Source organism: Ruegeria arenilitoris, assembly GCF_013035315.1.
Taxonomy (GTDB): Bacteria; Pseudomonadota; Alphaproteobacteria; order Rhodobacterales; family Rhodobacteraceae; genus Ruegeria; species Ruegeria arenilitoris_D.
Genome location: NZ_WQHP01000007.1, coordinates 105032 through 130364, shown reverse-complemented (window position 1 = coordinate 130364; position 25333 = coordinate 105032). Strand labels below are relative to the sequence as shown.

The window sequence follows — 25333 nt, the reverse complement described above, 5'->3', positions numbered from 1 at the left end:
TGTCTCCTCCCTTGGTTAGTCCGATGTTGGGTTCGGGCTTGTGCCGCCCGTCTTATGATTGGGCCTGACCCTAGTGAGGGAACGGCCAGAGTCTGAGTTTCTCTTTCGCCACGCGCCACAACTGCGCCAGACCATGTGGTTCGAGGATCAGGAACATGATGATCAGCGCGCCGACGATCACCAGTTGCAGGTGCGCTACGATATCGGTGGGCCAGCCCAGGACGTCGACGCCGACAACTTTCAGGACCACCGGCAGCAAAACAAGGAACGCTGCGCCTGCAAAGGATCCGAAAATAGACCCTAATCCACCGATAATGATCATAAACAGCACCAGGAATGATTTCTGAATTCCGAACACTTCGCCAACTTCGACCGCACCAAGGTAGACTGCAAAGAACAGCGCGCCAGCGATGCCGATGAAGAATGAGCTAATGGCAAAGGCGCTCATTTTTGCCTTCAGCGGGTTCACCCCGATGATCTCGGCCGCGATGTCCATATCGCGGATCGCCATCCAGGTGCGCCCGGTGGTGCCACGTGTCAGGTTGCGGGCAATGATGGCGCTGATGGTCAGGAAGATCAGGCAGAACAGATAGGTGGCCCAGGCCGAGGCGTTCGGACCGGTAATGATGATGCCGAACACATCACGCTCAGGCGCGTTGATCTGTCCCGAGGCCGAATAGTTGTAGAACCAAGGCACCCGGTTGAACAACCACACAAGGAAGAACTGTGCCGCCAGCGTGGCCACGGCCAAGTAAAACCCCTTGATCCGCAAGCTGGGCAGACCAAACAGCACCCCGACAATCGCGGTGATGCCTCCGGCAAGAATGACATGGATGAACATGCTGACATCGGGAAAGGCCGTCATCAGCTTGTAACAGGCATAAGCCCCGACGGCCATGAACCCCCCTGTACCCAGGGACACCTGCCCGCAATAGCCGACAAGAATGTTCAAGCCGATTGCGGCAATCGCGTAGATCAGGAAAGGCAACAGCAGCGCGTTGGCCCAGTAGTCATTGATGATGAAGGGAATAATCCCGAACGCCACTGCCAGAACCACGTAATAGCGATACCGGTCGAATTTGATCGGGAAAGTCTGGCTGTCATCCACGTAAGAGACTTTGAAGTCTCCGGCCTCACGATAGAACATGTCTTACTTTCCCCATTCTTCCTGCGCCCGGTTCCGGGCTGCGGCGTCCAGTTGATTGGACCCTTTGGCATATCCGCTCGCCTCTGAGGCGCGCACGAGTTTCAGGTAGGCCAGAATACCCATGACCAGCCCGGCAAAGGCCAAGATCGCGGCGATCGTCAGCTGGCTCGGGCTCAGATCGTCCGAAGTCAGAGCGATATACCCAAACGCCCAGAACCCGGCCCACGAGATGACGTTTACGATGGCGATCAGCTTTTGCATCGCTAAACCCTCTCGATGATCTTCTCACCGAACAAGCCCTGCGGCCGGAAGACGAGGAAGATCAACGCCAGCACATAGGCGAACCAGTTTTCGGTCGCGCCGCCGACCAGCGGGCCGATGGCGAATTCGAACAGTTTCTCACCCACGCCGATGATCAGGCCGCCCACAATCGCTCCGGGGATCGAGGTGAACCCACCCAGCATCAGCACCGGCAGCGCCTTGAGGGCAATCAGCGACAGCGAGAACTGAACGCCCGATTTCGTACCCCACATGATGCCCGCGACCAGAGCCACAAACCCTGCGACCGACCACACCATGATCCAGATGAAGTTCAGCGAGATACCAACCGACAGCGCGGCTTGGTGATCATCGGCAACGGCACGCATTGCGCGGCCCTGTTTGGTGTACTGGCTGAACGCAACCAGCGCAGCGACCAGCAGGGCAGCGATGATCGTCGCCACTATGTCCAGATTGTCGATGAAGAAGCCGTAGCCAAAGATGTTGAACGTGCTCTCGTCGATCCACAGGTTGATGCCCTGCGGTAGGCCCACATCCAGCGTCTTGATCTCGGACCCCCACATCAGGTCAGCCACACCTTCAAGGAAATAGGCCAGACCGATGGTCGCCATGAACAGGATGATCGGCTCTTGCCCCACCAGATGGCGCATCACGAACCGTTGCACGGCCCAAGCCAACAGAACCATCACCGCCATCGTCAAGAGGATCGCCACAATGGCCGGGACGTTCCAGCCAAAGTAGTGAATATGCGTCCCAAAGATCGCGTTAATCAGATGGGAAAACGGCACTTGTCCGTTCATGATTCCCACCAGCGTCATCGCCGCGAACAGCGCCATAACCCCTTGGGCATAGTTGAAAATACCCGAAGCCTTGTAGATCAGAACAAAGCCCAGAGCCACCAGCGCATAGAGAACCCCGGCCATCAGACCGTTGAGGATAACCTCCATCGCAAATACGAGTTGTTCAGGCATGTGCGCCCCCTCTCATGTCTGTCAGATGGTCAGTCATGGCTCACCCCCAGATAGGCATCGATGACTTCCTGATTGTTGCGCACCTCGTCCGGGGTGCCGTCGCCGATCTTGCGGCCATAATCCATCACGACCACGCGGTCGCTCAGGTCCATCACAACGCCCATATCGTGTTCGATCAGGGCAATCGTGGTGCCGAACTCGTCATTCACGTCGAGGATAAAGCGGCTCATATCCTCTTTCTCTTCGACGTTCATGCCGGCCATCGGTTCATCCAGCAGCAGCAGCTTGGGCTCGGCTGCCAGAGCGCGCGCCAGTTCGACGCGTTTCTTCAGGCCATACGGCAAGCGAGACACCGGCGTCTTGCGGATGTGCTGGATTTCCAGAAAGTCGATGATCTTTTCCACCGCCTCGCGGTTTGCGACCTCTTCCGCCTCGGCTTTGCCCTTCCAAAATGCCTGCTGAAAGATGTTTGTTTTCATATAGTTCAGCCGGCCGGTCATCACGTTGTCCAGAACGCTCATGCCTTCGAACAAGGCGATGTTCTGGAACGTCCGGGCAATCCCCTGCCGCGCAACCTCATAGGGGCGCATCGGCGGGCGTTTTGCCCCATGAAACCAGACCTCGCCCTCCTGAGGCACGTAAAACCCGGAAATCACGTTGAGCATCGAGGATTTACCGGCCCCGTTCGGCCCGATGATGGCGCGAATCTCACCCTCGCGAATGTCGAACGAGATATCCTTGATCGCCACGACACCGCCAAAGCGCAGGGTGATGTTCTTCATCTCCATCACCACACCGCCGATCTTGCGGCCATCCTCGGTGACATATCCTTCGGAATTATCCAGCATCAGTCACTCCCTGACTTGCGGAAAAACGGGACGGCGGGCGGGGCGACGACCGCAGGTCGAGCGGCGCTCGACGACCCCTCATTCCGCCGCCACCTTGTGCTGCGCGACCGGCACAACCGGGGCATCGACGATTTCAAGCGTGGCCGAGATCGAGCCCTTACGTCCGTCCTCATAAGTCACTTCGGTGGTGGTCGAAACGCTCGAGGACCCGTCATAAAGCGCGGCAATAATGTCGTGGAACTTATCCTCGACAAACCCACGGCGAACCTTCCGGGTCCGGGTCATCTCGCCATCATCCGCATCCAGTTCCTTGTGCAGCACCACAAAGCGATGGACCTGGCACCCCGACAGCATCTCGTCTGCGGCCACCGATTTGTTCACCTCTTCCACATGGGCCTTGATCGTCTCCAACACGCGGGGATGGCCCGCCAGTTCCTGATATGACGCGTAGGCTACGTTGTTGCGTTCGGCCCAGTTACCTACCGCGGTCAGGTCGATATTGATGAAAGCCACACAGCGGTCCTTGCCGTTACCGAACAGCACGACCTCAAGAATATCAGGATAGAACTTCAGCTTGTTCTCGACATATTTCGGCGCGAACATCGACCCGTCAGCCATTTTGCCAACGTCCTTGGCCCGATCAATGATCCGCAAATGGCCCGAGCCTTCTTCGATGAACCCGGCATCGCCCGTCGCAACCCAACCTTCGGCATCCTTGGTCGAAGCCGTGGAATCCGGATTGTTGTAGTATTCAACGAACACGCCTGGCGAGCGATAATGGATCTCGCCATTGTCGTCGATTTTCAATTCAACATCCGGTGCGGGGACGCCCACGGTGTCCGCCCGAACCTCACCATCAGGCTGCACGGTGATGAACACGGTCGCCTCGGTCTGGCCATAAAGCTGCTTCAGGTTGATGCCCAGCGAGCGGTAGAAATCGAAAATCTCCGGCCCGATCGCCTCGCCCGCAGTATAGCCGACACGAAACCGGCCATAGCCGAGCGTGTCCTTCAGCGGTCCGTACACCAGCATATTGCCCAGCGCGTATTTCATCCGGTCGCCAAAACCAACAGGCTTGCCATCCAGCAACAAACCACCAACCTTCTTGGCGTGCGCCATGAAGTGATGGAACATGCGCTGCTTCAGCTTGCCCGCATCCTCCATCCGGATCATTACATTGGTCAGCTGCGTCTCGAACACGCGCGGAGGGGCGAAAAAGTAAGTCGGACCGATCTCACGCAGGTCGGTCATCATAGTATCAGCGCTCTCGGGGCAGTTCACGCAAAAGCCGCACCAATAGGCCTGACCGATGGAAAAGATGAAATCGCCTACCCAGGCCATCGGTAGGTAGGACAGGATGTCCTCATTCCGGGTCAGGTGGTCGAACTCAGCCGAATTCTTGGCGCTTTCGATCACATTTCGGTTCGACAAAACAACGCCCTTGGGCTTTCCGGTCGTGCCCGAGGTATAGAGCATCACGCAGGTATCGTCGTAGGTGATCGCCGCGATGCGCTTATCCAGCTCGGCATCAAACCGCGCGTGACCGGCGCTGCCCTCGGCCATGATGTCATCCAGCGCGTTCATCTGAGAATGGTCGTATTTCCGCATCCCGCGCTTGTCGGTGTAGAGGATGTGTTTGACCTGATGCAGGTTCTCCTGAATCTCGATGACCTTGTCGACCTGCTCTTGATCGCCGCAGACGACGTATTTCGCGCCGCAATGTTCCAGAACATAGGCCATCTCTTCGGCAACCGAGTCCTGATACAGAGGCACCGGAACCGCCCCTACCATCTGGGCGGCGACCATCGACCAGTAATGTGCTGGGCGGTTGCGGCCTATGACGGCGATATGGTCGCCTTGTTCGACGCCAAGCTCAAGAAATCCCAGCGCAATCGCACGAACCTCCTTGGCCGCTTCGGCCCAGGTCCAGCATTGCCAGATTCCGAACTCCTTTTCCCGATATGCCGGGACGTCCCCGAACTGGGTCGCATTGCGGTGTAGAAGCGCCGGAAGGGACTGCAACCCTTCGGCGCCCGACTGCGTCTGAGCCAATCTTCTTCTCCTCCCCATCCGGCCCCTCCTCCGGGCCGGAAACGGCGGACCCGAGGATCAACCCCGGACGCCAACGCCCCGATTAAGGGACGCTTGCACGATCAGCGTCAACTTTTTCCTGATGTTTTCTCAATTCTTACGAATTGTAACAACAGTGGGCGGATGACCTTGCCAGTTGTGCAAGAAATACAAACTGAAAGATCGAGAGTTTCTGGCTCACCAGAAAGCGATAACCAGGATCAACCAAACTTAGGCGAGTGCTGGCAAAGTTACAGCCGCCAATACAATCAGAAGTGTTAGCTTCAATCCACGTGACACAATTGCGATCCTAAATCGAAGAAAACGCTCTGCTCTCTTCTCTACAACCAATCCCTCAAAATCGGGATCAGTGGCACATCCGCTTCAGGCATCGGGTAGTTCCTCAGATCATTCGCCCGCACCCATTTCAGCGCCTGCCCTTCCTTGGACTGCGGTATCCCCTCCCACTTCCGACAAGCAAACAGTGGCATCAGCAAGTGGAAATCGTCATAGCTGTGGCTGGCGAAGGTCAAGGGCGCGAGGCATGAGGCCCAGGTGTCGATGCCCAGCTCCTCATGCAATTCTCGGATTAGAGCGGCCTCGGGGGTTTCGCCGGGTTCGATCTTACCGCCGGGAAACTCCCACAGACCAGCCATGGATTTGCCTTCAGGCCGCTGGGCAAGCAGGACGCGGCCTTCGACGTCAATCAGGGCGACAGCGGAAACCAACACTGTCTTCATGAACGGTAATCCGCGTTGATTTCGATGTACCCGTGAGTCAGGTCACAGGTCCAAACGGTGGATTTTCCATCACCCAGACCCAGATCGACGGCGATCACCAGATCCTGACCCTTCATGTATTCGGCGGCGTCTTCTTCGCGGTAATCAGGACTGACCCAGCCTTTCTCGGCCACCAGAATGTCTCCGAACGAAATGCTTAGCAGATCGCGGTCGGCAGCGGCTCCGGATTTGCCGATGGCCATCACGATGCGGCCCCAGTTGGGATCCTCACCCGCAATCGCGGTTTTCACCAGCGGTGAGTTTGCAATCGCCAACCCATGCACCTTGGCATCTGCGTCCGAGGCCGCGCCAGTCACGCGGATTTCCACGAATTTCGTGGCCCCTTCCCCGTCGCGCACAACCTGCTGCGCCAAGTCCAGCATCACCTTTTCAAGCGCCTGTTCGAACGCCGCATTTCCGCTAACGTCCACGCCCGAGGCTCCGGTCGCGCACAGCAGCAGACTATCCGAGGTCGAGGTGTCGCTGTCCACCGTGATGCAGTTGAACGTGCGGTCTGTCTGCGCGCCCAACAGGGCCTGCAGAGCCGATTGGTCGATCTTGGCATCGGTGAAGATGTAGACCAGCATCGTCGCCATGTCCGGCGCGATCATACCTGAGCCTTTGGCAATCCCTGCAATAGAGACTGTTTTGCCGTCAATCTCTACCTGTGCCGACGCCCCTTTGGGAAAGGTGTCAGTGGTCATGATCGCCCGCGCGGCGTCTTCGACCGCATGGCGGCTGAGGCCCGCCTTCAGCGCCTCAAGCTGCGCCACGATCCGATCATGGGGCAGCGGCTCGCCGATCACGCCGGTGGACGAGGTAAAGACCCGTTCCACCGGAACACCGGTTGCGGCCGAGACCGCCTGTGTCACTTCGGCCACCGAGGTTTGACCGTAATGGCCAGTAAAGGCGTTGGCGTTGCCCGAGTTCACAAGAATGGCCGCGGGTCCGTCACTGGCCCCGCCGATTTTCTCCTGACAGTCCAGAACTGGGGCCGCACGTGTGGCCGAAAGGGTGAACACCCCGGCCACCGAAGTGCCCGGGTCCAGTACCGCCAGCATGACATCGGTCCGCCCCTGGTAGCGCACGCCAGCCTCGACCGTCGCGAAACGTACACCGTCAATGGCGGGCAAGTCGGGAAAAGCCGCCGGAGCCAACGGAGAAACCTTGGTGATCGTGGCCACGCGACTTACTCCTGAATCAACTCGATCTGGCGGATGACCTCGGGGCCAACGCCATCCAGCTCGGGGCGTTCGATCTGCGCCTTCTGCGTCAACTCATCGATCTTGGCCTGAATGGTTTCCTGCTGGATGGTCTGGGCCAGCTGGTCACGCACAACCTCCAGCGCCGGTGCTTCGGACTTGCGGGTATCGTTCAGGATGATCACGTGCCAGCCAAACTGCGTCTGGACCGGTTCGGATACCTGACCCTTTTCCAGCTCAAGCACGGCGGTTTCGAATTCCGGCACCATCCGACCCTTGCCGAACCATCCCAAAGACCCGCCATTGGGGCCTGACGGGCCGGTGGATTTTTCCTTGGCCGTCTCAGCAAAATCGGCACCGTCATCCAGCAGAGTCTTGATTGCCTTTGCCTCGTCTTCTGTTTCTACCAGAATGTGGCTGGCATCAAACTCATCCTCGCCCTCAAACTCAGCGAACTGAGCGTCATAAGCAGCCTGGATCGCCTCATCCGTCACAACGTCGCCGACCAGTGTATTCACCGTCTGCACCGCCTGCATAGACCGGGCTTCGTTTTCCAGCCCCAGCTGGTTCAGTCTGGTCAGCGCGTCCTGTTCCTGAGCAAGCAATTGCTGCTGAATCAACTGCTCGATGATGAAGCCGTACAGAACATCGTCTTCGATCTCGGCGTAGTTCGGCGGCAGCGCTGCAACGGACGCAATAACGTGACCCAATGTGATCTCATCCCCATTCACGGTGGCGACGACCGTATCCGGATCAGGCTTGGTTTCGGCGGCAAGCGGCAGCGCCATCACGGCAGCCAGAGCCAGCGATGGCAGAAAAGTGAGGCCTTTGGGCATGGATTCATCCTATTTTCTTGCCGCGACAGGGCGCGGCGTTGACACTCTGGAACCTGCCGCTTACATCGCTTTGAAGCCTTGGACAGGGCCGCCTTTCACCCCCCGTATCTATGGGTTGCGCGCAAGGTGGGCAAGCCTGTCGCAACCAAGACAAGAACAGATCCGCTGGAGTGAACATGCTGGGACTCGGAACGCTCGCCAAAAAGGTGTTCGGAACACCGAACGACCGCAAGATCAAGGCGACCCGCCCCCTGATCGAAAAGATCAACGCGCTGGAACCCGAGTTCGAGAAACTGTCGGATGACGGTCTGAAGGAAAAGACCGAAGAACTGCGAAAACGCGCACTGGATGGCGAAAGCCTGGACGATCTGCTGCCCGAAGCCTTTGCCAATGTCCGCGAAGGCGCTAAACGCGCGCTGGGTCTGCGCGCCTTTGATGTCCAGCTGATGGGCGGTACGTTCCTGCATCAAGGCAACATCTCGGAAATGAAAACGGGTGAGGGCAAGACGCTGGTCGCGACCTTCCCGGCCTATCTGAACGCGCTGACCGGTAAGGGCGTGCACGTCGTTACCGTGAACGAATATCTGGCCAAACGTGACTCGGAATGGATGGGCAAGGTGTTCGCAGCCTTGGGCATGACCACGGGCGTGATCTGGTCCGGTCAACCCGACGACGAAAAGATGGCCGCTTACAAGTGCGACATCACCTATGCCACCAATAACGAGCTGGGTTTCGATTATCTGCGCGACAACATGAAGGCGGATCTGGAACAGGTTTACCAGAAACACCACAATTTCGCGATTGTGGACGAGGTGGACTCGATCCTGATCGACGAGGCGCGGACACCGCTGATCATCTCGGGGCCGTCGCAGGACCGCTCGGACTTGTATACCGCCATTGATGGTCTGATTCCGTCACTTAGCGACGAACACTTCACACTGGACGAGAAATCCCGGAACGTGACCTTCACTGATGAAGGCAACGAGTTCCTGGAGCAGCAACTGATCGCCGCCGGTCTGATCCCCGAGGGCCATTCGCTGTATGACCCCGAAAGCACAACGGTCGTACACCACGTGAACCAAGGCCTGCGCGCGCACAAACTATTCAACCGCGATAAGGACTACATTGTTCGTGACGGCAACGTGGTTCTGATCGACGAATTCACCGGCCGCATGATGCCGGGCCGCCGTTTGTCCGAAGGTCTGCATCAGGCCATCGAGGCCAAGGAAGGCGTGCAAATTCAGCCCGAGAACGTGACGCTGGCCAGCGTGACCTTCCAGAACTATTTCCGCCTCTATGACAAACTGGGCGGTATGACCGGTACAGCCCTGACCGAGGCCGAGGAATTCGCCGAAATCTACGGCCTGGGTGTGGTCGAAGTTCCGACCAACAAGCCGATCGCCCGTATGGACGAGGATGATCAGGTCTATCGCACCGCCATGGAAAAATACGGCGCGATGATCAAGGAAACCAAAGAAGCGCAGGAAAAGGGCCAACCGGTCCTGCTGGGCACGACGTCCATCGAGAAATCCGAACTGCTAAGCCAGATGCTGCAAAAAGAGGGCATCGAACACAATGTTCTGAACGCCCGCCAGCACGAGCAAGAAGCACAGATCGTCGCTGATGCCGGACGTCTTGGTGCGGTGACTATCGCCACCAACATGGCCGGCCGCGGTACCGATATTCAGCTGGGCGGCAATGTCGAGATGAAGGTTCTGCAGGCGCTGGCCGAAAACCCCGAGGCCGACCCCGCCCAGCTGCGCGCCGCGGAAGAGGCGCGCCATGCTGAAGAAAAAGAAAAAGTTTTGACTGCGGGTGGTCTATACGTGATGGCGTCCGAACGCCACGAAAGCCGCCGCATCGACAACCAGCTGCGCGGTCGTTCAGGCCGTCAGGGCGACCCTGGCCGCACCGTGTTCTACCTGAGCCTCGAAGACGATCTGATGCGTATCTTCGGCTCGGAACGTCTGGACAAGGTCCTGACTACGCTGGGTATGAAAGAGGGCGAGGCAATCGTGCACCCTTGGGTGAACAAGTCGCTGGAACGCGCGCAGTCCAAAGTTGAAGGCCGCAACTTCGACATGCGCAAAAACGTCCTGAAATTCGACGACGTGATGAACGACCAGCGAAAGGTTGTCTTTAGCCAGCGGCGCGAGATCATGTCCTCGGATGACCTGTCCGAGGTCGTGTCTGATATGCGCGAACAGGTGATCGACGACCTGATCGACGAATATATGCCGCCGAAATCCTACGCCGACCAGTGGGACACCGACGGTCTGCATGAAGCGGTCAAGGACAAGCTGACCATCGACGCGCCGGTTCAGGACTGGGCCGCCGAGGAAGGCGTGGATGACGAGCAAGTTCGCGAGCGTCTGATAAACGCCGCAGACGAGATGATGGCGCAGAAGGCTGCCGCTTTTGGCCCCGAGAACATGCGCAACATCGAAAAGCAGGTTCTGCTGCAGACCATCGACAGCAAATGGCGCGAGCACCTGTTGACGCTGGAACATCTGCGTTCGGTTGTTGGGTTCCGCGGCTACGCTCAGCGTGATCCGCTGAACGAATATAAGAACGAAAGCTTCCAGTTGTTCGAAGGCATGCTGGATTCCTTGCGCGAAACCGTGACACAGCAACTGTCGCGCGTTCGCCCGCTGACCGAGGAAGAACAGCGCGAGATGCTGGCCCAAATGCAGTCTCAGCAGGCCGAGGCCCAACAGGCGGTCGACAAGGCCGCAGATCGGGCCGAAGCCGTGGCCGAAGCGAAAGCTTCGGGCGACGCACGCCCCGGTTTTGTCGAAGACGATCCTTCGACCTGGGGTAACCCGTCGCGCAACGATCTTTGCCCCTGCGGATCCGGCAAAAAGTTCAAACACTGCCATGGTCGGCTGACCTGAGGTCACTCTTTCCCGACACAATGAGTCCGCCTCACGGCCACATATTGGCCGTGATTCGGCATCACATTGCGACTCGCTCCTTCAACTGGGGAGGGTGTTTTGTTCGTAATCAAGAATTACGTAACCACTGGCGGCACTGTGGCTTGCGCCCTGGCCATTGGTTACCTGATGCAAAATGGATGGCCCGCGCAATCGGACGATGCGCAGGTGCAATCGGATGTGATTGCCAATCAGTCTTCGGTTATTGCCGGACTGCAGGATGTCGTGCTGACCTCCTCGACTCCAGCCTTGGATACGCCGCGCGGCGCTCAGCCCACTCAGCGCACGCTGCAGCCCAGCCGGTCAACCCCTTCTGACCCTTCGAAATGCGCACTGAGCGCGCGTGCTCACGCCGTGCCCGGCGCCTCCGCCCGCCTGACCGTGAAAGCCCCCTGCCACAGCAATGAACGGATTGAGGTGCATCACAGCGGGCTGAAAGTCACTCAAAAAACGGACAAGAACGGCCGTCTGGATCTGACGATCCCGGCCCTGTCGGAATATGCCATCTTTCTGATCTCAGTCGACGATCAGACCGGGACCGTTGCCACCACTCACATCCCGGACATGGCAGATTTCACCCGCATCGCCCTGCAATGGCAGGGGAACACAGACCTGCAAATCCATGCGCTGGAATTTGGGGCCAGCTATGGCGGCACAGGTCACGTCTCGGCCAATACGGACACAGGTGGGGCGGGTAACGTCGTGCATTTGGGCCAATCCGGGTTTGGAGACGCGCAGAATATCGAGGTTTACTCCTTCCCGGTCTCCCAGACCGATCAGACTGGTTCGATCGAGCTGACCATCGAAGCCGAGGTGAACGACGCCAATTGTGGCCATGATCTCGCCCTGCAATCACTGGAACTGCGCGGGGATCGCCGCTTGCGATCACGCGATTTGACGCTGACCATGCCGGGTTGCGCACAAACCGGTGAGTTTCTGGTGTTGAATAATCTGCTCCAAGACCTGACAATCGCTGCAAACTAAACCGCAGGCAGGCTCGGCTTTCTTATGACATTCTTTCGTGTGGCAGCGGCTACACTGATTTCGGCAATTCTGGCGTCACAGGTCCTTGCGCAGGACATTACCCTGACCTCGCAGGACGGCAAGGTCGAGATCACCGGCAACCTACTGAGCTTTGATGGCGAGTTTTATCGTGTAGAGACGCAATTCGGTGAGCTGACCGTCGATGGGTCTGGCGTTACCTGCGAAGGCCCCGCCTGCCCCAGTCTCACCGACTATGTAGCCGAAGTTCGGTTTTCCGGCTCGTCGGTCATGGCAGAAAAGGTTCTGCCAGCACTCATTGTCGGCTTTGCCCAGCAGGAAGGGATGTCAGCAACACCGCAGCCTTTGGGCAACGGCGCTTTCGCATATGAACTGCACAAGGCGGGGCGCAATGCTCCGTTGGGCCGGTTTTTCTTTGATCCCGGTAACACCGGTGGTGGATTTAGGGATTTGGTCGCTGATGAGGCCGATATCGTCATGGCGCTGCGTGAGATCCGCCCTTCAGAACAAGAGGCCGCACAAACGGCCGGGCTGGGCGATCTTGCGGGCGCGCGCCGATCAAGGGTCATTGCGCTGGATGCGCTTGTCCCGATCGTAGCACGCGACAATCCGGTTCGGCAGATCTCCCCAGCTGAGTTGGTTCGCGTTTTTTCTGGCGAAATCGCAAATTGGTCTGATCTGGGCGGACCCGACGCGCCAATGTCGCTGCATCTACCCGACGCGGGCTCGGGCCTGGCACAAGGGGTCGAGGATCGGCTGCTGGCACCCGCGAATGCAACCCTTGCCGAGGGTGTTTCGCGCTATACCCGCAATAGTGATCTGGTTCGTGCGGTCGCTGATGATCCATTTGCAATCGGCATAGCCAGCCATGCCGAGATTGGGGCTGCCCGCGCCCTGCCTTTGACCGGCGGATGTGGTCACGCATTGGCGGCCACGCGGCAATCGATTAAAACCGAGGACTACCCGCTAACCTCACCAATGTTCCTGTACCTGCCGGAAATCCGTCTGCCCCGCATCGCACGGCAGTTCCTGGCCTATACCCAAAGCGCCGAGGCTCAGATGGCGATCCGTAAGGCGGGTTTTGTCGATCAGACTCCGGAAATGATGCAGATCGTGCTGCAGGGCGACCGTTTGGCCAATGCGGTGGTTTCAGGTGGTGCCGAGGTTGGGTTGGACGAGTTGCAGCGCATGATCAAGACGCTGCGCCCCCAATCCCGTCTATCGCTGTCCTTCCGGTTCGAGGCCGGATCATCCCGCCCCGACGCCCAGTCACGCTCGAATATTCGGGCACTGGCGCATGCGCTGGAAACCGGAGCTGTCGACGCCCGCAAGCTGACCTTCGTTGGCTTTAGCGACGGGGATGGTGCGGCGTCAGCAAATGCGCGGATCGCGATGTTGCGGGCCAGAACGGTACGCAACGCGGTCATTGCAGCGGTTGAAACAGCTATTCCAGACAGTATCGAGATCGCGGTGGACGCTTTCGGCGAGGCGATGCCCATGGCGTGCGATGACACCGAATGGGGCCGGAAGGTCAATCGTCGGGTCGAAGTTTGGGTGCAGTAATCCTTACAGATACCCCTCGGATTGAAAACTCAGCTCATTTGATTTGCCGATGATCAGGTGATCATGCAGCGTCAGGCCCAGCGCGACGCAAGCATCCTGTATCCGGTTGGTCATATCGATGTCCGATTGCGAGGGCGTGGGATCGCCCGACGGGTGGTTGTGCACCAGAATTAAGGCCGAAGCGTTTAGTTCCAACGCGCGTTTGGCGACCTCTCGCGGGTAGACCGGCACGTGATCAACGGTGCCTTTGGCCTGTTCTTCATCCGCGATCAGCACGTTTTTTCGGTCCAGATAAAATACCCGGAACTGTTCGGTCTCGCGATGCGCCATGGTTGTATGGCAATAGTCGAGCAGCGCGTCCCAACCTGATATCACATGCCGCTGCATCACCCGCGCACGGGCCATGCGGTGGGCACAGGCCTCAAGGATCTTCAGATCGGTGATGACCGTGTCCCCGACCCCTTTGATCTGCCGCAACCGTTCCTCAGGCGCGGTGAGGACGCGATTGAAATCGCCAAACGTATCCATCAATGCCCGCGCCAGAGGCTTCACGTCCTGCCGCGGAATTGAACGGAACAAGACCAGTTCCAACAGCTCATAATCCGGCATCGCTGCTGATCCACCCGACATGAACCGTTCGCGCAGACGTTTTCGGTGGTCTTTGATGTAAGACGGTAAGCGACCTGTAGGCAGCGGCTGCACCGGGGCTTCGTCCGTTTCAAACAGCATCGGGGCTTCAGCAAAGGCGTCCTGTGTCATGAGGCCACCCTGCCGCAGAATCGGTTTCCGAATGGTTAACGCGCCTCACCCGCTATGCGCGCCGTGGCACGGCGGACAATCATGTGCAGCAGGATCGAAAACACCCCCAGCGTCAGCATCGCCGCGAACATCAGATCGGTCTTGGCCCGCCCATTGGCCAGCAACATCAGGTACCCCAACCCTTGCGAAGACCCCACCCACTCACCAATCACCGCCCCGATGGGCGCGTAGACGGCGGCCAGACGCATTCCGGACGCCAGCGAGGGCAAGGCGGCGGGAATGCGAATATGCCACAACACTGCGCGCGGGCTGGCCTGCATGGTGCGCGCAAGGTCCAGATATCCGGGCGGCGTCCGCATCAACCCGTCAAAAAAGGATGAGGTGATTGGGAAATAGATGATCAGAACCGCCATCGCGACCTTGGACCAAAGGCCGTACCCCAACCACAAGGTCAGCAGAGGGGCCAGTGCAAAGACCGGCAGGGCTTGAGTGAAAACCAACATCGGCTGTACCAGCACCCGTGCGGCGCGGGAGTTCGCCAGTTGCAATGCAGTGACCACACCCAAAATGGTGCCGCAGGCAAGGCCAATGATGACCTCGACCGCAGTCACCCATGTGTGTTCCGCGATCAGCCAGCGGTTCTGCCACCAGGTTTCAGCCACCAGCGCCGGCCCCGGCAGGATGAACTTTGGCAGGCCGGTGAGGGACACGATCCCCTGCCAGATGGCCAGAGCAAAGACCGTTGCGGCAAGAACAGAGAGCAGCTTCATGCCGCCTCTTCGCGCAACAGACGCAGCAGCGCGCCCTGCGTTTCCAGCGTTTCAAGGTCGTCAACTTTGCGCGGGGCTGGCGCGTGCGGGGGCTGGCAGGATGTAACGCCCAATTGAGTCATGACCACGATAGATTGGCCCAGCCGGGCAGCCTCGGCCGGGTCATGGGTTACCAACAGCACAGTGCGGTCCTGCAGCGCCTCAGCCGCGAGGTCCTGCATATCCGCCCGCGTGCGGGCATCCAGCGCCGAGAAGGGTTCATCCAGCAATACGATCGGACGGTCCTCCATCAATGTCCGGGCCAGGGCAACCCGCTGACGTTGTCCACCGGAGAGCTCGGCTGGTTTCTTGCCCATATGATCTTCCAATCGCATTCGTTTGATCAGTCGATCCCTGCGGGCAAGATCGGGCTTTTGTCCCCGCAGCCGTGCACCCAGGCAGACATTTTGCGCGGCCGTGGCCCAGGGCAGCAGCAGATCGTCCTGCGCCATATAGGCGACCCGATCCTGAACCGATTTCCCATCGCTGGCAGTGATTTCTCCGTCAAACACCGCACCGGTTTCCAGACCGGCAATCAGGCGCAGAATGGTTGTTTTGCCAACGCCCGACCCGCCCAACAGACAGGTCCACTGCCCTGCCGCAAGGGTCAGGCTGAGCGGCGCGAACAGAGGCACGCCGTTGATGGTGGCAGACCCGTTGATGGTCAGATCGGGCGCTGGGGTCACGGCGTCAGGCCCATTTGCCAGAAGTTGACCTCTAGCTCGGTGGCTGTTCGGAAGGTTTGGCACAGACGCTGCCAGCGTGGAGAGGTCGCATAGTCCGAACCAATACGCCGTGTTAGAGACTGTTCTAGCAATTCACCAACCGCTTTGCAGGCCTCTTGGTAATCCGGGCCCGCATAAGTGTTGATCCAATCACGGTAAGTGTCCGAGGTCGCCTCGGACTCCAGCCTTACGCCGATCTCACCATACCCCATCACACAGGGCGCAAGGGCGGCCAGAAGGTCCAGCAGATCGCCGCTATACCCGGCCTCAAGCACAAAGCGGGTGTAAGCCAGATTTTCCGCGCGTTCCGGCGTGCCAAAAAGTTCCTCGCTGGAAATCCCCTCAGCTTGGCAAATCCCGATATGCAGCTGCATTTCCTCAGCCACCAGCGCGTTCACGGTCGCAACCGCGGTCAACATCTCAGAGTGCGTTTCCGATTTCACAACCGCCAACGCCCAGGCGCGGGAAAAGTGGATCAGGAATACGTAATCCTGCCGCAGATAGTGCAGAAACGCCGTGCGCGGCAGGGTGCCGTCTTTCATGCCCTCTACAAAGGCGTGGCGGGTGTAATCCCGCCACGGCCCCTGCGCGGCATCACGCAACAGCGTGAAGGCTTTGCCATAGTCGCTCATGGTGCGGTCACATCGACCGAGATGGCGCTGACCGGGTTGATGCTGTCGATCATGCCGCTGTCTTTCAGGAAAGCTTCGAACCGGGCATAACGACCCGCGTCAAAACCCGCCGGGCGCAGCGCAAAGCGGGGCAGCGTGTCGACCCAGGCACGAGCGTTCAGCTCATCCTGTAGCTCGGGTGAGGTGGCGGCGAAGATTTCCCAGCTTTCTTCGGGGTTGTTGACGATGAACTGTGTCGCCTTCTCGGTCGCGGCCAGAAAGCGGGCGACTTTGTCGGCGTCCATCGTATCGGGGTTGGCGACATAGATCAGCTCATCATAGGGCGGTACGCCTTCTTCCTCGATATAGAAGCAGCGGCCAGCAACGCCTTCGATATCCATCTGGTTCAGTTCAAAGTTACGGAACGCGCCGATCACTGCATCCACTTGACCAGTCATCAGCGACGGCGAAAGCGAAAAGTTGACGTTGATCATCTCAATATCGTCCAGAGCGACACCATGGGCGTTCAGCATGGCGCCCAGCACGGCCTCTTCCACACCGGCGACCGAGAAGCCGACTTTCTTACCCTTCAAATCGCCCAGCGTTTCGATCGGACCATCTTTGAGGACCAGCAGACAGTTCAACGGGGTGGCGACCAGAGTGCCGACGCGCTTGAGCGGCAGGCCCTCGTGAATCTGCAGGTGCAATTGCGGCTGGTAGGATACCGCCAGATCAGCCTGACCGGCGGCGACCAAACGCGGCGGAGCCGACGGATCGGCAGGGGGCACGATTTCGATCTCAAGCCCTTCATCGGCGAAGTAACCCTTTTCCTGCGCCACGATGATGGGACCGTGGTCGGGATTGACGAACCAGTCCAGCAGGACGGTCATCTTGTCCTCGGCCCAGGCTGGCGCGGCGGCCAGAAGGGCAATCGCTGTGATCAGCTTTTTCATGTCTCGCGTTTCCTTTTCTTCACGAGGTTGAGGCCGCGACGAGGACGATCTCGCCCGGCCAATCTGGTTTCAGTTGTTCCGCAGCACGCCAAGCACGCAGGCCGGTGGCACAGCAAAGCGCTAGTCTTTTGCCTGTGTTAGGCTCTATTTTGATAGTTTCCGGTGACTGGCGGCAGGCGTTAGGGTGGATAGGATCAGGGGCTTCATCCGGGCCACGAAGCTCTATGATCAGATCGTTCGCGGTCAGCTGGCTCGCTGAGATGAAAGAGAAATGATCAGCGGGCTCAGGCGCGTCGTCGAAGCGAAACGTACTGCTGCGCAGGGTGCGGGCATCAAACTGCACCATTAAACCCAGTGGAGAGGGGGCCAGGCCGAGTATCACACTCAGCGCCATCTGGGCCTGCATCGCGCCGATCATTCCGACGACAGGCCCCAGCACCCCGGCACTGGCACAGCTGGCTCCGCTTTCCGGCGCATCCGGGAACACGGCCCGCAAAGACGGCGCGCCACCGCAGAAGCCACCAACGTAGCCCGACAACCCCAGAACCGAGGCGCTGATGAGCGGCTTGCTCAGGGCGTGGCAGGTATCGGACAGAGTGTAGCTGGCCGCATAACTGTCCGCACAATCGAGCACGATGTCCGCCTGACCAACGAATTCTGCAGTATTTTCGTTTGTTAGAGCCTGTTTCTCGGCGATTATTGAGATATCGCCATTCAAAGCAATGCAACGCTCAGCGGCGACTTCGGCCTTGGGACGGCCGCAGTCTTGTTCGGAAAACAAAGTCTGTCTGTGCAGGTTCGACAGCGCGACCTCATCGCGGTCCATGATGGTGATTTGACCGACCCCTGCACCGGCCAGCAGTGGCAGCTCGGGGGCTGCCAGCCCCCCGGCCCCGACTACCAGAACGCGTGCGTCAGACAGTTGAGCCTGACCTTCTGCACCAACCTCGGGCAAGATCATTTGTCGGCTATAACGGCTCATCTGGTGGCCTCGATCCACGCCCGCACCCGAGCCTCGGGATCTGCAATCAGCGTGATGTCGGTCACGACCGAGACAATGTCCGCCCCCGCCGCCAACACACCCGGCGCGCGCTCGACGCTCATGCCGCCGATACCTACCAGCGGAATATCCCCCACCCGCGCTTTCCATTCGGTCACACGGGGCAAGCCCTGCTGTTCCCATTTCATCTTTTTCAGGATCGTAGGGTAAACCGGACCCAAAGCGATGTAATCGGGGTCCATGGCCAGCACGCGCTCGAGCTCATCATCGTCATGGGTCGAAACACCCAGTTTCAAGCCCGCGCGGCGGACGGCCTTCAGATCGGCATCGTCCAGATCCTCCTGCCCCAGATGAATCCAGTCGCACCCCGCGTCGATGGCCGCCTGCCAATAGTCGTTCACCACCAGAACCGCCCCATGTTCGCGGCACAGGTCACGAGAGACCGCGATCTGCTCGTGCACCACCGCATCCGGCTGGTCCTTGATGCGCAGCTGCACCAGCTTCACGCCAAGCGGCAGCATCCGGCGCAACCAGTCAGAATGGTCGAAGATCGGGTAAAACCGGTCTAGCTTCATGACAGAAACGCCTTTCCAATCACAGGGGTCGAGGGTTCAGCCATGTCGCGCGCCTCGATCGGATCGGCTTGATGGGCCAGTTGCCCGGCCTCAATCGCCAATTTCATCGCTTTGGCCATCATCACCGGATCCCCGGCGCGGGCCACAGCGGTGTTCAGCAGCACTGCATCAAAGCCCAATTCCATCGCGCGCGCAGCATGGCTGGGTAGACCAATCCCTGCGTCGATCACCAGCGGGACGTCCAGGAATTCCGCGCGCATCGAACGCAGGGCGTATTCGTTGTTTAGCCCCCGACCTGACCCGATGGGTGCCCCCCAGGGCATGAGAACCTCACAGCCTGCCGCCAACAGACGTTCACCCACGATCAGATCGTCGGTGGTATAGGGAAAGACATGAAACCCGTCCTCGGTCAGGATGCGCGCGGCTTCGACCAGTTGGAAGACGTCGGGCTGCAGGCTGTCTGTGTGACCGATCAGCTCCAGTTTGATCCATGTGGTGTCAAAGACCTCATGAGCCATATGGGCGGTGGTCACCGCCTCCTTGACCGTGTGGCAGCCTGCCGTGTTGGGCAAAACCAGAACGCCCAGGTCACGGATCATCTGCCAGAATGTCTGGCCGGCTCCGGACTCGCGTCGCAGCGATACGGTTGCCACCCCAGCGCCGCTGTCGCGAAAGGCCTGCTCCAGGATCGCCGGGCTGGGATATTGCGCGGTTCCCAACATCAGAGGGTTCGGCAACCGCGTGCCATAGAACTCTTTCATCGCTCAGCCCCCCTGCATCGGAGCGACGACTTCGACCCGATCACCGTCTTTGATCTTGTGGGAAGCGCGCAGGCTGGAGGGGACGAAATCCTCGTTCACCGCCGTGGCAACACGACCGGAGAACCCGCATTCCTGCAGAAGTTCCGCAAGAGTTTCGGCACGCACCGCGCGCGATTCACCGTTAAGCACGATCTTCATCGACCATCTCCGAATGTTTGTTGTCCAACGCCAAATCGGCCACGCCCTGTGCCAGCGCCGGGGCAAGAAGGTAGCCGTGGCGATAGAGGCCATTGGCGTAAATTGTCCGCCCCAACCGCCTGATACGCGGCAGGTTGTCGGGGAAAGCAGGGCGCAGATCGACACCGATCTCCAGCACTTCGGCCTCGCCAAAAGCCGGGTTCAGCGCATAAGCCGCGCTGAGCAATTCCAGCATTGAGCGTGCCGTGATCCGGCCGCTGTCCTCGGATTCGATCATCGTCGCGCCCAGCATGTAGACGCCATCACCGCGCGGCACGATGTAAAGCGGCATCCGTGGATGCAGTAGGCGCACGGGCCGGGTCAGGGTTACGTCGGGGCAGCGGATCACCAGCATTTCGCCCTTCACGCCGCGCAGGTCGTGCAAATATTCACGCGCATGCAGACCCCGACAATCAATCGCGTTGTGCAACTGCGTCGGTGCCATTCTTTGGTGGAACGTGACCCCGTGGTCCCGAAGCTGCCGGGCCAGATCCCGCAATGCCTGACGGGGGTCCAAGTGAGCTTCGTCACCAAAGTAGAGACCATTGGCGAAACCGTGTAGATCAGGCTCTAATTCGGTTATTTCGTCCCGAGTGGTTTCAGAAAAGCCTTCCGTTCGGCGTGCAAAACGGCGCAGGTCTGGCAGGTCCCGCGGGTTGGCAACCACCAGCGTACCACGTCTGTGCACCTGAGTGCGCGACGACCACCAGTCGATTGCCGTCTGCCCCAGGCGCAGCACCGGTTCCTCGGTATTCTCATACTCACACCAAGGGGCCAGCATACCGCCCGCCCACCAGGAACAGCCATGCGGGCCGGGAGGACCACCGGGATCGTACATCTGCACACTCGCTCCGCGCGCCACCAGCTCGGATGCGACAGCCAGACCAGCCACGCCAGCGCCTATGACCGACCAGACGGTCATGCAGGCCAAACCTGATGGAAGTGATGCACCGGCCCGTGACCCTGACCGATATTCAAAGCGTCAGCCTTGGTGATCGCACCCTGAAGATAGCCATGCGCCTCGGCAACCGCGCGGTCTAGCGGCAAGCCTTTGGCAAGCCCGGCCGCAATGGATGAGGACAAGGTGCAGCCGGTACCATGCGTGTTGCGCGTCTGTTGACGCGGGGCCTGAAACTCATCGATAACGCCATCTGCCGACACCAGAATGTCGTGACAAATGTCACCTCTTCCATGCCCGCCTTTCATCAAGACCGATTTGGCACCCATGGCGCACAGATTATGGCCTTGTGCGACCATCTGATCCCGATCAACTGCAGGCCCAACCTCCAACAAACAGGCGGCTTCGGGCAGGTTCGGGGTCAACACAGTAGCCCGTGGCAAAAGAACGCCGCGCAAGGTCTGTACGGCCTCTTCTGCCAAAAGCGCATCACCAGATTTGGCGATCATGACCGGGTCCAGAACCACTGGCCCCTGAAACGTTGCGATGCTGTCGGCCACGCAGTGAATGATCTCAGGCGTTGCCAACATGCCGATCTTGACCGCGCTCACGTTGAGATCAGACAAAACGGCCTCGATCTGCGCGGCAATGACATCAAGTGGAACACCGTGGACGGAGGTCACCGCCCGCGTATTTTGCGCTGTCACGGCCGTGATCACACTGGCACCATAAACGCCCAGAGCGGACATGGCCTTGAGGTCGGCCTGTATTCCGGCCCCTCCCCCGCTGTCGGATCCTGCAATTGTTAAGGCAATGGGTGCCATCTCGTTGCTCCAGTTCAAAAGGGGCAACGGGGCATAAAAAACGTCTGTGCACTGCGAGACCGTTCCCTACGCCGGTATTGCCCGGATCAGGTTCGATGGGTTAGCGCAGCTGCGCCTCTCAGCCCTTCAGACAGGGCACCCCAACGGTTGGGCGGACAATCTCAGGGGTTGAGTCCGGAATCAAGGGCCAATTTTGGCGCAGATGATGGTGAAACTGGACTTATAAAAAGCAAAGAGCCGATCCCTTGGACCGGCTCTTGAATGACATTCGAATGAGAGCGTTTCAGCCCTTCATACCGTCCCAGAAGGATTTGACGGATGAGAAAAAGCTTTTTGATTCCGGGTGGTTGTCTTCACCCAAATCGTCGAACTCACGCAGCAGCTCTTTCTGGCGACTGGTCAGGTTGACCGGGGTTTCCACAGCCAGTTCGATGAACATATCGCCCACACCGCCACCGCGCAGGGCAGGCATACCTTTGCCACGCAGGCGCATCTGACGTCCCGACTGGCTGCCCGCCGGGATTTGCACGCGACCACGGCCGCCATCGATGGTGGGCACTTCGATGGAACCGCCCAGCGCCGCCTTGGCCATGCTGACCGGCACGCGGCAATAGAGGTTTACGCTGTCGCGCTCGAACAGCCGGTGTTCCGAGACTTCGACGAAAATGTACAAATCGCCCGGAGGGCCACCTCGCATCCCGGCTTCACCCTCACCAGCAAGACGGATTCGGGTGCCGGTTTCGACGCCTGCGGGGATGTTGACGGACAGCGCGCGCTCTTTTTCAACGCGGCCTGCACCGTTACAGGATTTGCAGGGGTTCTTGATGATCTGGCCCAGACCCGAACAGGTCGGACAGGTGCGTTCGACGGTAAAGAAGCCCTGCTGCGCGCGCACTTTGCCCATGCCGGAACAGGTCGGGCAGGTTGTGGGCTCGACGCCGCCTTCGGCACCGTTGCCGTCACAGGACGAACAGGCGACTGCAGTCGGGACGTTGATTGTTTTTTGCAATCCGGCATAGGCGTCTTCTAACGTCACACGCAGATTGTAGCGCAGGTCCGACCCGCGCGCGGCCCGGCGCCCGCCACCGGCCCCACCGCGTTGCCCTCCCATGAAATCGCCGAACAGGTCGTCGAAAACGTCCGAAAACGCACTGGAGAAATCACCTTGACCGCCAAATCCGCCACCGGGACGGCCACCGCCACCCATGCCGTTTTCAAAAGCGGCATGACCAAAGCGGTCATAGGCGGCCTTTTTGTCTGCATCGCGCAGCACGTCATAGGCTTCGTTCGCTTCTTTGAACTGCGCCTCGGCATCCGGGTTGTCTTTGTTGCGGTCGGGATGCAATTCCTTGGCCTTCTTGCGAAAGCCTTTCTTGATCTCGTCCGCCGAAGCGCCCTTGGATACTCCGAGCACCTCGTAGTAGTCGCGTTTTGACATCAGTTCTTCCTTCTGCCTCAACGTAAATAGGCCGGCCCGGCGAGCGGACCGGCCCACATTGGCCCGGTTACCCGTTATTTACGCTTGTCGTCGTCCAGATCTTCGAACTCGGCATCGACAATGTCATCATCACCGGCCGGAGCAGCATCAGCTGCCGCAGGCTCATCTTCGGCTTCTTCGGACTGCGCCTTGTAGATGGCCTCGCCCAGCTTCATAGCGGCTTCGGTGACGTTCTGGATGCCCGACTTGATCTTGTCGGCATTTTCAGTTTCCAGCTCGTCCTTCAGCGCGGCAATCGCCAGCTCGATGGCTTCGATCGTGGTCGGGTCAACCTTGTCGGCATGCTCTTCCATCGACTTCTCGGTCGAGTGGATGAGGCTTTCCGCCTGGTTCTTGGCGTCGACCAGCTCGCGGCGCTCCTTGTCGGCTTCCGCGTTCTCTTCGGCGTCCTTGACCATCTTTTCGATGTCGTCATCCGACAGACCGCCAGAGGCCTGAATGGTGATCTTCTGCTCTTTGCCGGTGCCTTTGTCCTTGGCCGAAACCGAGACAATGCCGTTGGCGTCGATGTCAAAAGTCACCTCGATCTGAGGCATGCCGCGCGGTGCCGGCGGGATGTCTTCAAGGTTGAACTGACCCAGGATCTTGTTGTCCGCAGCCATTTCACGCTCACCCTGGAACACGCGGATGGTCACGGCGTTCTGGTTGTCTTCGGCGGTTGAGAAGACCTGAGACTTTTTGGTCGGGATCGTGGTGTTACGGTCGATCAGACGGGTGAATACGCCACCCAGCGTCTCGATACCCAGCGACAGTGGGGTCACGTCCAGCAGAACCACGTCTTTGACGTCGCCTTGCAGAACACCGGCCTGAATGGCGGCGCCCATGGCAACCACTTCGTCAGGGTTCACACCTTTGTGCGGCTCTTTACCGAAGAATTTGGTGACCTCTTCGATCACTTTCGGCATCCGGGTCATACCGCCGACCAGAACAACTTCGTCCACGTCAGCAGCCGACAGACCGGCGTCTTTCAGAGCAGCCGCGCAGGGCTTCATCGACTTCTTGATCAGATCCGAGACCAGCGATTCCAGCTTGGCACGCGTCAGCTTCATGACCATGTGCAACGGCTGACCGTTCGAACCCATCGAGATGAACGGCTGGTTGATTTCGGTCTGCGAGGTTGAAGACAGCTCGATTTTGGCTTTTTCAGCAGCTTCTTTCAGACGCTGCAGGGCCATCTTGTCCTGAGACAGGTCGACACCGTGTTCCTTTTTGAACTCATCCGCTAGGTAGTTGACGATGCGCATGTCAAAATCTTCACCACCCAGGAAGGTGTCACCGTTGGTCGATTTGACCTCGAACAGGCCGTCGTCGATTTCCAGAATGGTCACGTCGAAGGTACCGCCGCCAAGGTCATAGACCGCGATGGTTTGGGTTTCTTCCTTGTCCAGACCATAGGCCAGCGCAGCAGCCGTCGGTTCGTTGATGATCCGCAGCACTTCCAGACCGGCGATTTTACCGGCGTCTTTTGTGGCCTGACGCTGTGCGTCGTTGAAGTATGCCGGAACGGTGATAACCGCCTGCGTGACTTCCTCACCCAAATAGCTCTCGGCGGTTTCCTTCATCTTACCCAGAGTGAAGGCCGAGATCTGGCTTGGGGAGTACTTTTCACCGCGGGCTTCAACCCACGCGTCGCCATTGCCGCCATCGACGATGGCGTACGGCACCATTTTCTTATCTTTTTCGACTTCTGCATCATCCACACGACGACCGATCAGACGCTTGACGCCAAAGATCGTGTTGTCGGGGTTGGTGACCGCCTGACGTTTTGCAGGCTGACCGACCAGTCGCTCATCTTCGGTGAAGGCGACGATCGAGGGCGTGGTCCGCGCCCCTTCGGCGTTTTCAATGACCTTCGGCTGCGAGCCGTCCATGATGGCCACACACGAGTTTGTGGTTCCGAGGTCAATCCCGATTACTTTTCCCATATGTTCAATCCCTTTCTCTTCAAGGCGATGTCCCGAGGTCCGGACCCGTTATGGCATCTGGCCCCGATCTGTTTTGCGCAACAGCCCTACACCATTGCGCGTCCCGGCGTATATAAGGGCGAGACCAA

General features: G+C 59.0%; 24 protein-coding genes and 1 riboswitch. Of the genes, 3 read left to right on the top strand and 21 right to left on the bottom strand.

All coding sequences use genetic code 11. The features are described from left to right. Positions 1–70: 70 nt before the first annotated feature. The 8 genes from GOV53_RS16245 to GOV53_RS16210 all read right to left on the bottom strand — a co-directional run bounded on the left by GOV53_RS16245 (position 71) and on the right by GOV53_RS16210 (position 8132). Positions 71–1147 (bottom strand): branched-chain amino acid ABC transporter permease, encoded by a 1077-nt coding sequence (locus GOV53_RS16245; protein WP_170426193.1) that lies wholly within the window; start codon positions 1145–1147, stop codon positions 71–73. A 3-nt stretch (positions 1148–1150) separates the two neighbouring features. Beyond that, the gene (locus GOV53_RS16240; RefSeq protein ID WP_170426195.1) at positions 1151–1408 is read right to left on the bottom strand and encodes a hypothetical protein; all 258 of its coding nucleotides are present in this window, start codon (positions 1406–1408) and stop codon (positions 1151–1153) included. A 2-nt stretch (positions 1409–1410) separates the two neighbouring features. Continuing rightward, complete coding sequence (locus GOV53_RS16235; RefSeq protein WP_170426197.1) at positions 1411–2397, bottom strand: branched-chain amino acid ABC transporter permease; 987 nt, start codon at positions 2395–2397, stop codon at positions 1411–1413. Between the two features lie 29 nt (positions 2398–2426). Next, complete coding sequence (locus GOV53_RS16230) at positions 2427–3245, bottom strand: ABC transporter ATP-binding protein (RefSeq protein WP_170468331.1); 819 nt, start codon at positions 3243–3245, stop codon at positions 2427–2429. Between the two features lie 78 nt (positions 3246–3323). Then, complete coding sequence (locus GOV53_RS16225; RefSeq protein ID WP_170468329.1) at positions 3324–5315, bottom strand: AMP-binding protein; 1992 nt, start codon at positions 5313–5315, stop codon at positions 3324–3326. Between the two features lie 341 nt (positions 5316–5656). Further along, the gene (mutT, locus tag GOV53_RS16220; RefSeq protein ID WP_170468327.1) at positions 5657–6055 is read right to left on the bottom strand and encodes an 8-oxo-dGTP diphosphatase MutT; all 399 of its coding nucleotides are present in this window, start codon (positions 6053–6055) and stop codon (positions 5657–5659) included. Next, the gene (gene argJ, locus GOV53_RS16215; RefSeq protein WP_170468325.1) at positions 6052–7278 is read right to left on the bottom strand and encodes a bifunctional glutamate N-acetyltransferase/amino-acid acetyltransferase ArgJ; all 1227 of its coding nucleotides are present in this window, start codon (positions 7276–7278) and stop codon (positions 6052–6054) included. The genes mutT and argJ overlap by 4 nt, the downstream gene beginning before the upstream one ends. Positions 7279–7283: 5 nt before the next feature. Continuing rightward, the gene (locus GOV53_RS16210) at positions 7284–8132 is read right to left on the bottom strand and encodes a peptidylprolyl isomerase (protein WP_170468323.1); all 849 of its coding nucleotides are present in this window, start codon (positions 8130–8132) and stop codon (positions 7284–7286) included. 176 nt (positions 8133–8308) lie between these two features. On the opposite strand from GOV53_RS16210, the gene secA reads away from it, so the two are divergent. From secA to GOV53_RS16195, 3 genes are all read left to right on the top strand, one after another. Then, on the top strand, positions 8309–11026 hold the full coding sequence (gene secA / locus GOV53_RS16205; protein ID WP_170468321.1) for a preprotein translocase subunit SecA: 2718 nt from the start codon (positions 8309–8311) through the stop codon (positions 11024–11026). 99 nt (positions 11027–11125) lie between these two features. Then, positions 11126–12049: a hypothetical protein gene (locus tag GOV53_RS16200; RefSeq protein WP_170468319.1), complete on the top strand. Its 924-nt coding sequence runs from the start codon at positions 11126–11128 to the stop codon at positions 12047–12049. 24 nt (positions 12050–12073) lie between these two features. After that, on the top strand, positions 12074–13630 hold the full coding sequence (locus tag GOV53_RS16195) for a phosphate ABC transporter substrate-binding/OmpA family protein (protein WP_170468317.1): 1557 nt from the start codon (positions 12074–12076) through the stop codon (positions 13628–13630). Between the two features lie 3 nt (positions 13631–13633). Here the strand turns inward: GOV53_RS16195 and radC are convergent, their stop codons facing one another. The 13 genes from radC to dnaK form a co-directional block, all read right to left on the bottom strand. Continuing rightward, positions 13634–14389 (bottom strand): RadC family protein, encoded by a 756-nt coding sequence (gene radC / locus GOV53_RS16190; RefSeq protein WP_170468315.1) that lies wholly within the window; start codon positions 14387–14389, stop codon positions 13634–13636. Between the two features lie 35 nt (positions 14390–14424). Further along, positions 14425–15159 carry an ABC transporter permease gene (locus GOV53_RS16185; RefSeq protein ID WP_170468314.1) on the bottom strand — a complete coding sequence of 245 codons (735 nt, stop codon included), beginning with the start codon at positions 15157–15159 and terminating at the stop codon, positions 14425–14427. Then, on the bottom strand, positions 15156–15884 hold the full coding sequence (locus tag GOV53_RS16180; protein WP_170468311.1) for an ABC transporter ATP-binding protein: 729 nt from the start codon (positions 15882–15884) through the stop codon (positions 15156–15158). The genes GOV53_RS16185 and GOV53_RS16180 overlap by 4 nt, the downstream gene beginning before the upstream one ends. Then, the gene (gene tenA, locus GOV53_RS16175; protein ID WP_170468309.1) at positions 15881–16555 is read right to left on the bottom strand and encodes a thiaminase II; all 675 of its coding nucleotides are present in this window, start codon (positions 16553–16555) and stop codon (positions 15881–15883) included. Before tenA ends, GOV53_RS16180 begins: the two co-directional genes overlap by 4 nt. Continuing rightward, entirely contained in the window at positions 16552–17487 is a 936-nt protein-coding gene (locus tag GOV53_RS16170; RefSeq protein WP_170468307.1) for an ABC transporter substrate-binding protein, read from the bottom strand. Before GOV53_RS16170 ends, tenA begins: the two co-directional genes overlap by 4 nt. Positions 17488–17506: 19 nt before the next feature. Then, the gene (locus GOV53_RS16165; protein WP_170468305.1) at positions 17507–18469 is read right to left on the bottom strand and encodes a HesA/MoeB/ThiF family protein; all 963 of its coding nucleotides are present in this window, start codon (positions 18467–18469) and stop codon (positions 17507–17509) included. Beyond that, complete coding sequence (locus GOV53_RS16160) at positions 18466–19062, bottom strand: thiamine phosphate synthase (protein ID WP_170468303.1); 597 nt, start codon at positions 19060–19062, stop codon at positions 18466–18468. The genes GOV53_RS16165 and GOV53_RS16160 overlap by 4 nt, the downstream gene beginning before the upstream one ends. Continuing rightward, positions 19059–19823: a thiazole synthase gene (locus GOV53_RS16155; protein WP_170468301.1), complete on the bottom strand. Its 765-nt coding sequence runs from the start codon at positions 19821–19823 to the stop codon at positions 19059–19061. Before GOV53_RS16155 ends, GOV53_RS16160 begins: the two co-directional genes overlap by 4 nt. 3 nt (positions 19824–19826) lie before the next feature. Next, positions 19827–20021, bottom strand: a complete 195-nt coding sequence (thiS, locus tag GOV53_RS16150) for a sulfur carrier protein ThiS (RefSeq protein WP_170468299.1) — start codon at positions 20019–20021, stop codon at positions 19827–19829. After that, positions 20005–20982, bottom strand: a complete 978-nt coding sequence (locus GOV53_RS16145; RefSeq protein WP_170468297.1) for an FAD-dependent oxidoreductase — start codon at positions 20980–20982, stop codon at positions 20005–20007. Before GOV53_RS16145 ends, thiS begins: the two co-directional genes overlap by 17 nt. Further along, a complete protein-coding gene (gene thiD / locus GOV53_RS16140) occupies positions 20979–21782 on the bottom strand; it encodes a bifunctional hydroxymethylpyrimidine kinase/phosphomethylpyrimidine kinase (RefSeq protein ID WP_170468295.1) in 804 nt (267 codons plus the stop codon). Before thiD ends, GOV53_RS16145 begins: the two co-directional genes overlap by 4 nt. Before the next feature lie 46 nt (positions 21783–21828). Further along, positions 21829–21935, bottom strand: a riboswitch (TPP riboswitch). Positions 21936–22065: 130 nt separating this feature from the next. Continuing rightward, positions 22066–23220, bottom strand: a complete 1155-nt coding sequence (gene dnaJ / locus GOV53_RS16135) for a molecular chaperone DnaJ (protein WP_170468293.1) — start codon at positions 23218–23220, stop codon at positions 22066–22068. Between the two features lie 74 nt (positions 23221–23294). Further along, positions 23295–25205 (bottom strand): molecular chaperone DnaK, encoded by a 1911-nt coding sequence (dnaK, locus tag GOV53_RS16130; RefSeq protein WP_170468291.1) that lies wholly within the window; start codon positions 25203–25205, stop codon positions 23295–23297. Positions 25206–25333: the final 128 nt, after the last annotated feature.

Excerpts from the sequence above, each read along its gene's own strand:
- GOV53_RS16245 (WP_170426193.1), bottom strand. The coding sequence starts at position 1,147 with ATGTTCTATCGTGAGGCCGGAGACTTCAAAGTCTCTTACGTGGATGAC.
- GOV53_RS16240 (WP_170426195.1), bottom strand. The coding sequence starts at position 1,408 with ATGCAAAAGCTGATCGCCATCGTAAACGTCATCTCGTGGGCCGGGTTC.
- GOV53_RS16235 (WP_170426197.1), bottom strand. The coding sequence starts at position 2,397 with ATGCCTGAACAACTCGTATTTGCGATGGAGGTTATCCTCAACGGTCTG.
- GOV53_RS16230 (WP_170468331.1), bottom strand. The coding sequence starts at position 3,245 with ATGCTGGATAATTCCGAAGGATATGTCACCGAGGATGGCCGCAAGATC.
- GOV53_RS16225 (WP_170468329.1), bottom strand. The coding sequence starts at position 5,315 with ATGGGGAGGAGAAGAAGATTGGCTCAGACGCAGTCGGGCGCCGAAGGG.
- mutT (WP_170468327.1), bottom strand. The coding sequence starts at position 6,055 with ATGAAGACAGTGTTGGTTTCCGCTGTCGCCCTGATTGACGTCGAAGGC.
- GOV53_RS16210 (WP_170468323.1), bottom strand. The coding sequence starts at position 8,132 with ATGCCCAAAGGCCTCACTTTTCTGCCATCGCTGGCTCTGGCTGCCGTG.
- secA (WP_170468321.1), top strand. The coding sequence starts at position 8,309 with ATGCTGGGACTCGGAACGCTCGCCAAAAAGGTGTTCGGAACACCGAAC.
- GOV53_RS16195 (WP_170468317.1), top strand. The coding sequence starts at position 12,074 with ATGACATTCTTTCGTGTGGCAGCGGCTACACTGATTTCGGCAATTCTG.
- radC (WP_170468315.1), bottom strand. The coding sequence starts at position 14,389 with ATGACACAGGACGCCTTTGCTGAAGCCCCGATGCTGTTTGAAACGGAC.
- GOV53_RS16185 (WP_170468314.1), bottom strand. The coding sequence starts at position 15,159 with ATGAAGCTGCTCTCTGTTCTTGCCGCAACGGTCTTTGCTCTGGCCATC.
- tenA (WP_170468309.1), bottom strand. The coding sequence starts at position 16,555 with ATGAGCGACTATGGCAAAGCCTTCACGCTGTTGCGTGATGCCGCGCAG.
- GOV53_RS16170 (WP_170468307.1), bottom strand. The coding sequence starts at position 17,487 with ATGAAAAAGCTGATCACAGCGATTGCCCTTCTGGCCGCCGCGCCAGCC.
- GOV53_RS16165 (WP_170468305.1), bottom strand. The coding sequence starts at position 18,469 with ATGAGCCGTTATAGCCGACAAATGATCTTGCCCGAGGTTGGTGCAGAA.
- GOV53_RS16160 (WP_170468303.1), bottom strand. The coding sequence starts at position 19,062 with ATGAAGCTAGACCGGTTTTACCCGATCTTCGACCATTCTGACTGGTTG.
- GOV53_RS16155 (WP_170468301.1), bottom strand. The coding sequence starts at position 19,823 with ATGAAAGAGTTCTATGGCACGCGGTTGCCGAACCCTCTGATGTTGGGA.
- thiS (WP_170468299.1), bottom strand. The coding sequence starts at position 20,021 with ATGAAGATCGTGCTTAACGGTGAATCGCGCGCGGTGCGTGCCGAAACT.
- GOV53_RS16145 (WP_170468297.1), bottom strand. The coding sequence starts at position 20,982 with ATGACCGTCTGGTCGGTCATAGGCGCTGGCGTGGCTGGTCTGGCTGTC.
- thiD (WP_170468295.1), bottom strand. The coding sequence starts at position 21,782 with ATGGCACCCATTGCCTTAACAATTGCAGGATCCGACAGCGGGGGAGGG.
- dnaJ (WP_170468293.1), bottom strand. The coding sequence starts at position 23,220 with ATGTCAAAACGCGACTACTACGAGGTGCTCGGAGTATCCAAGGGCGCT.
- dnaK (WP_170468291.1), bottom strand. The coding sequence starts at position 25,205 with ATGGGAAAAGTAATCGGGATTGACCTCGGAACCACAAACTCGTGTGTG.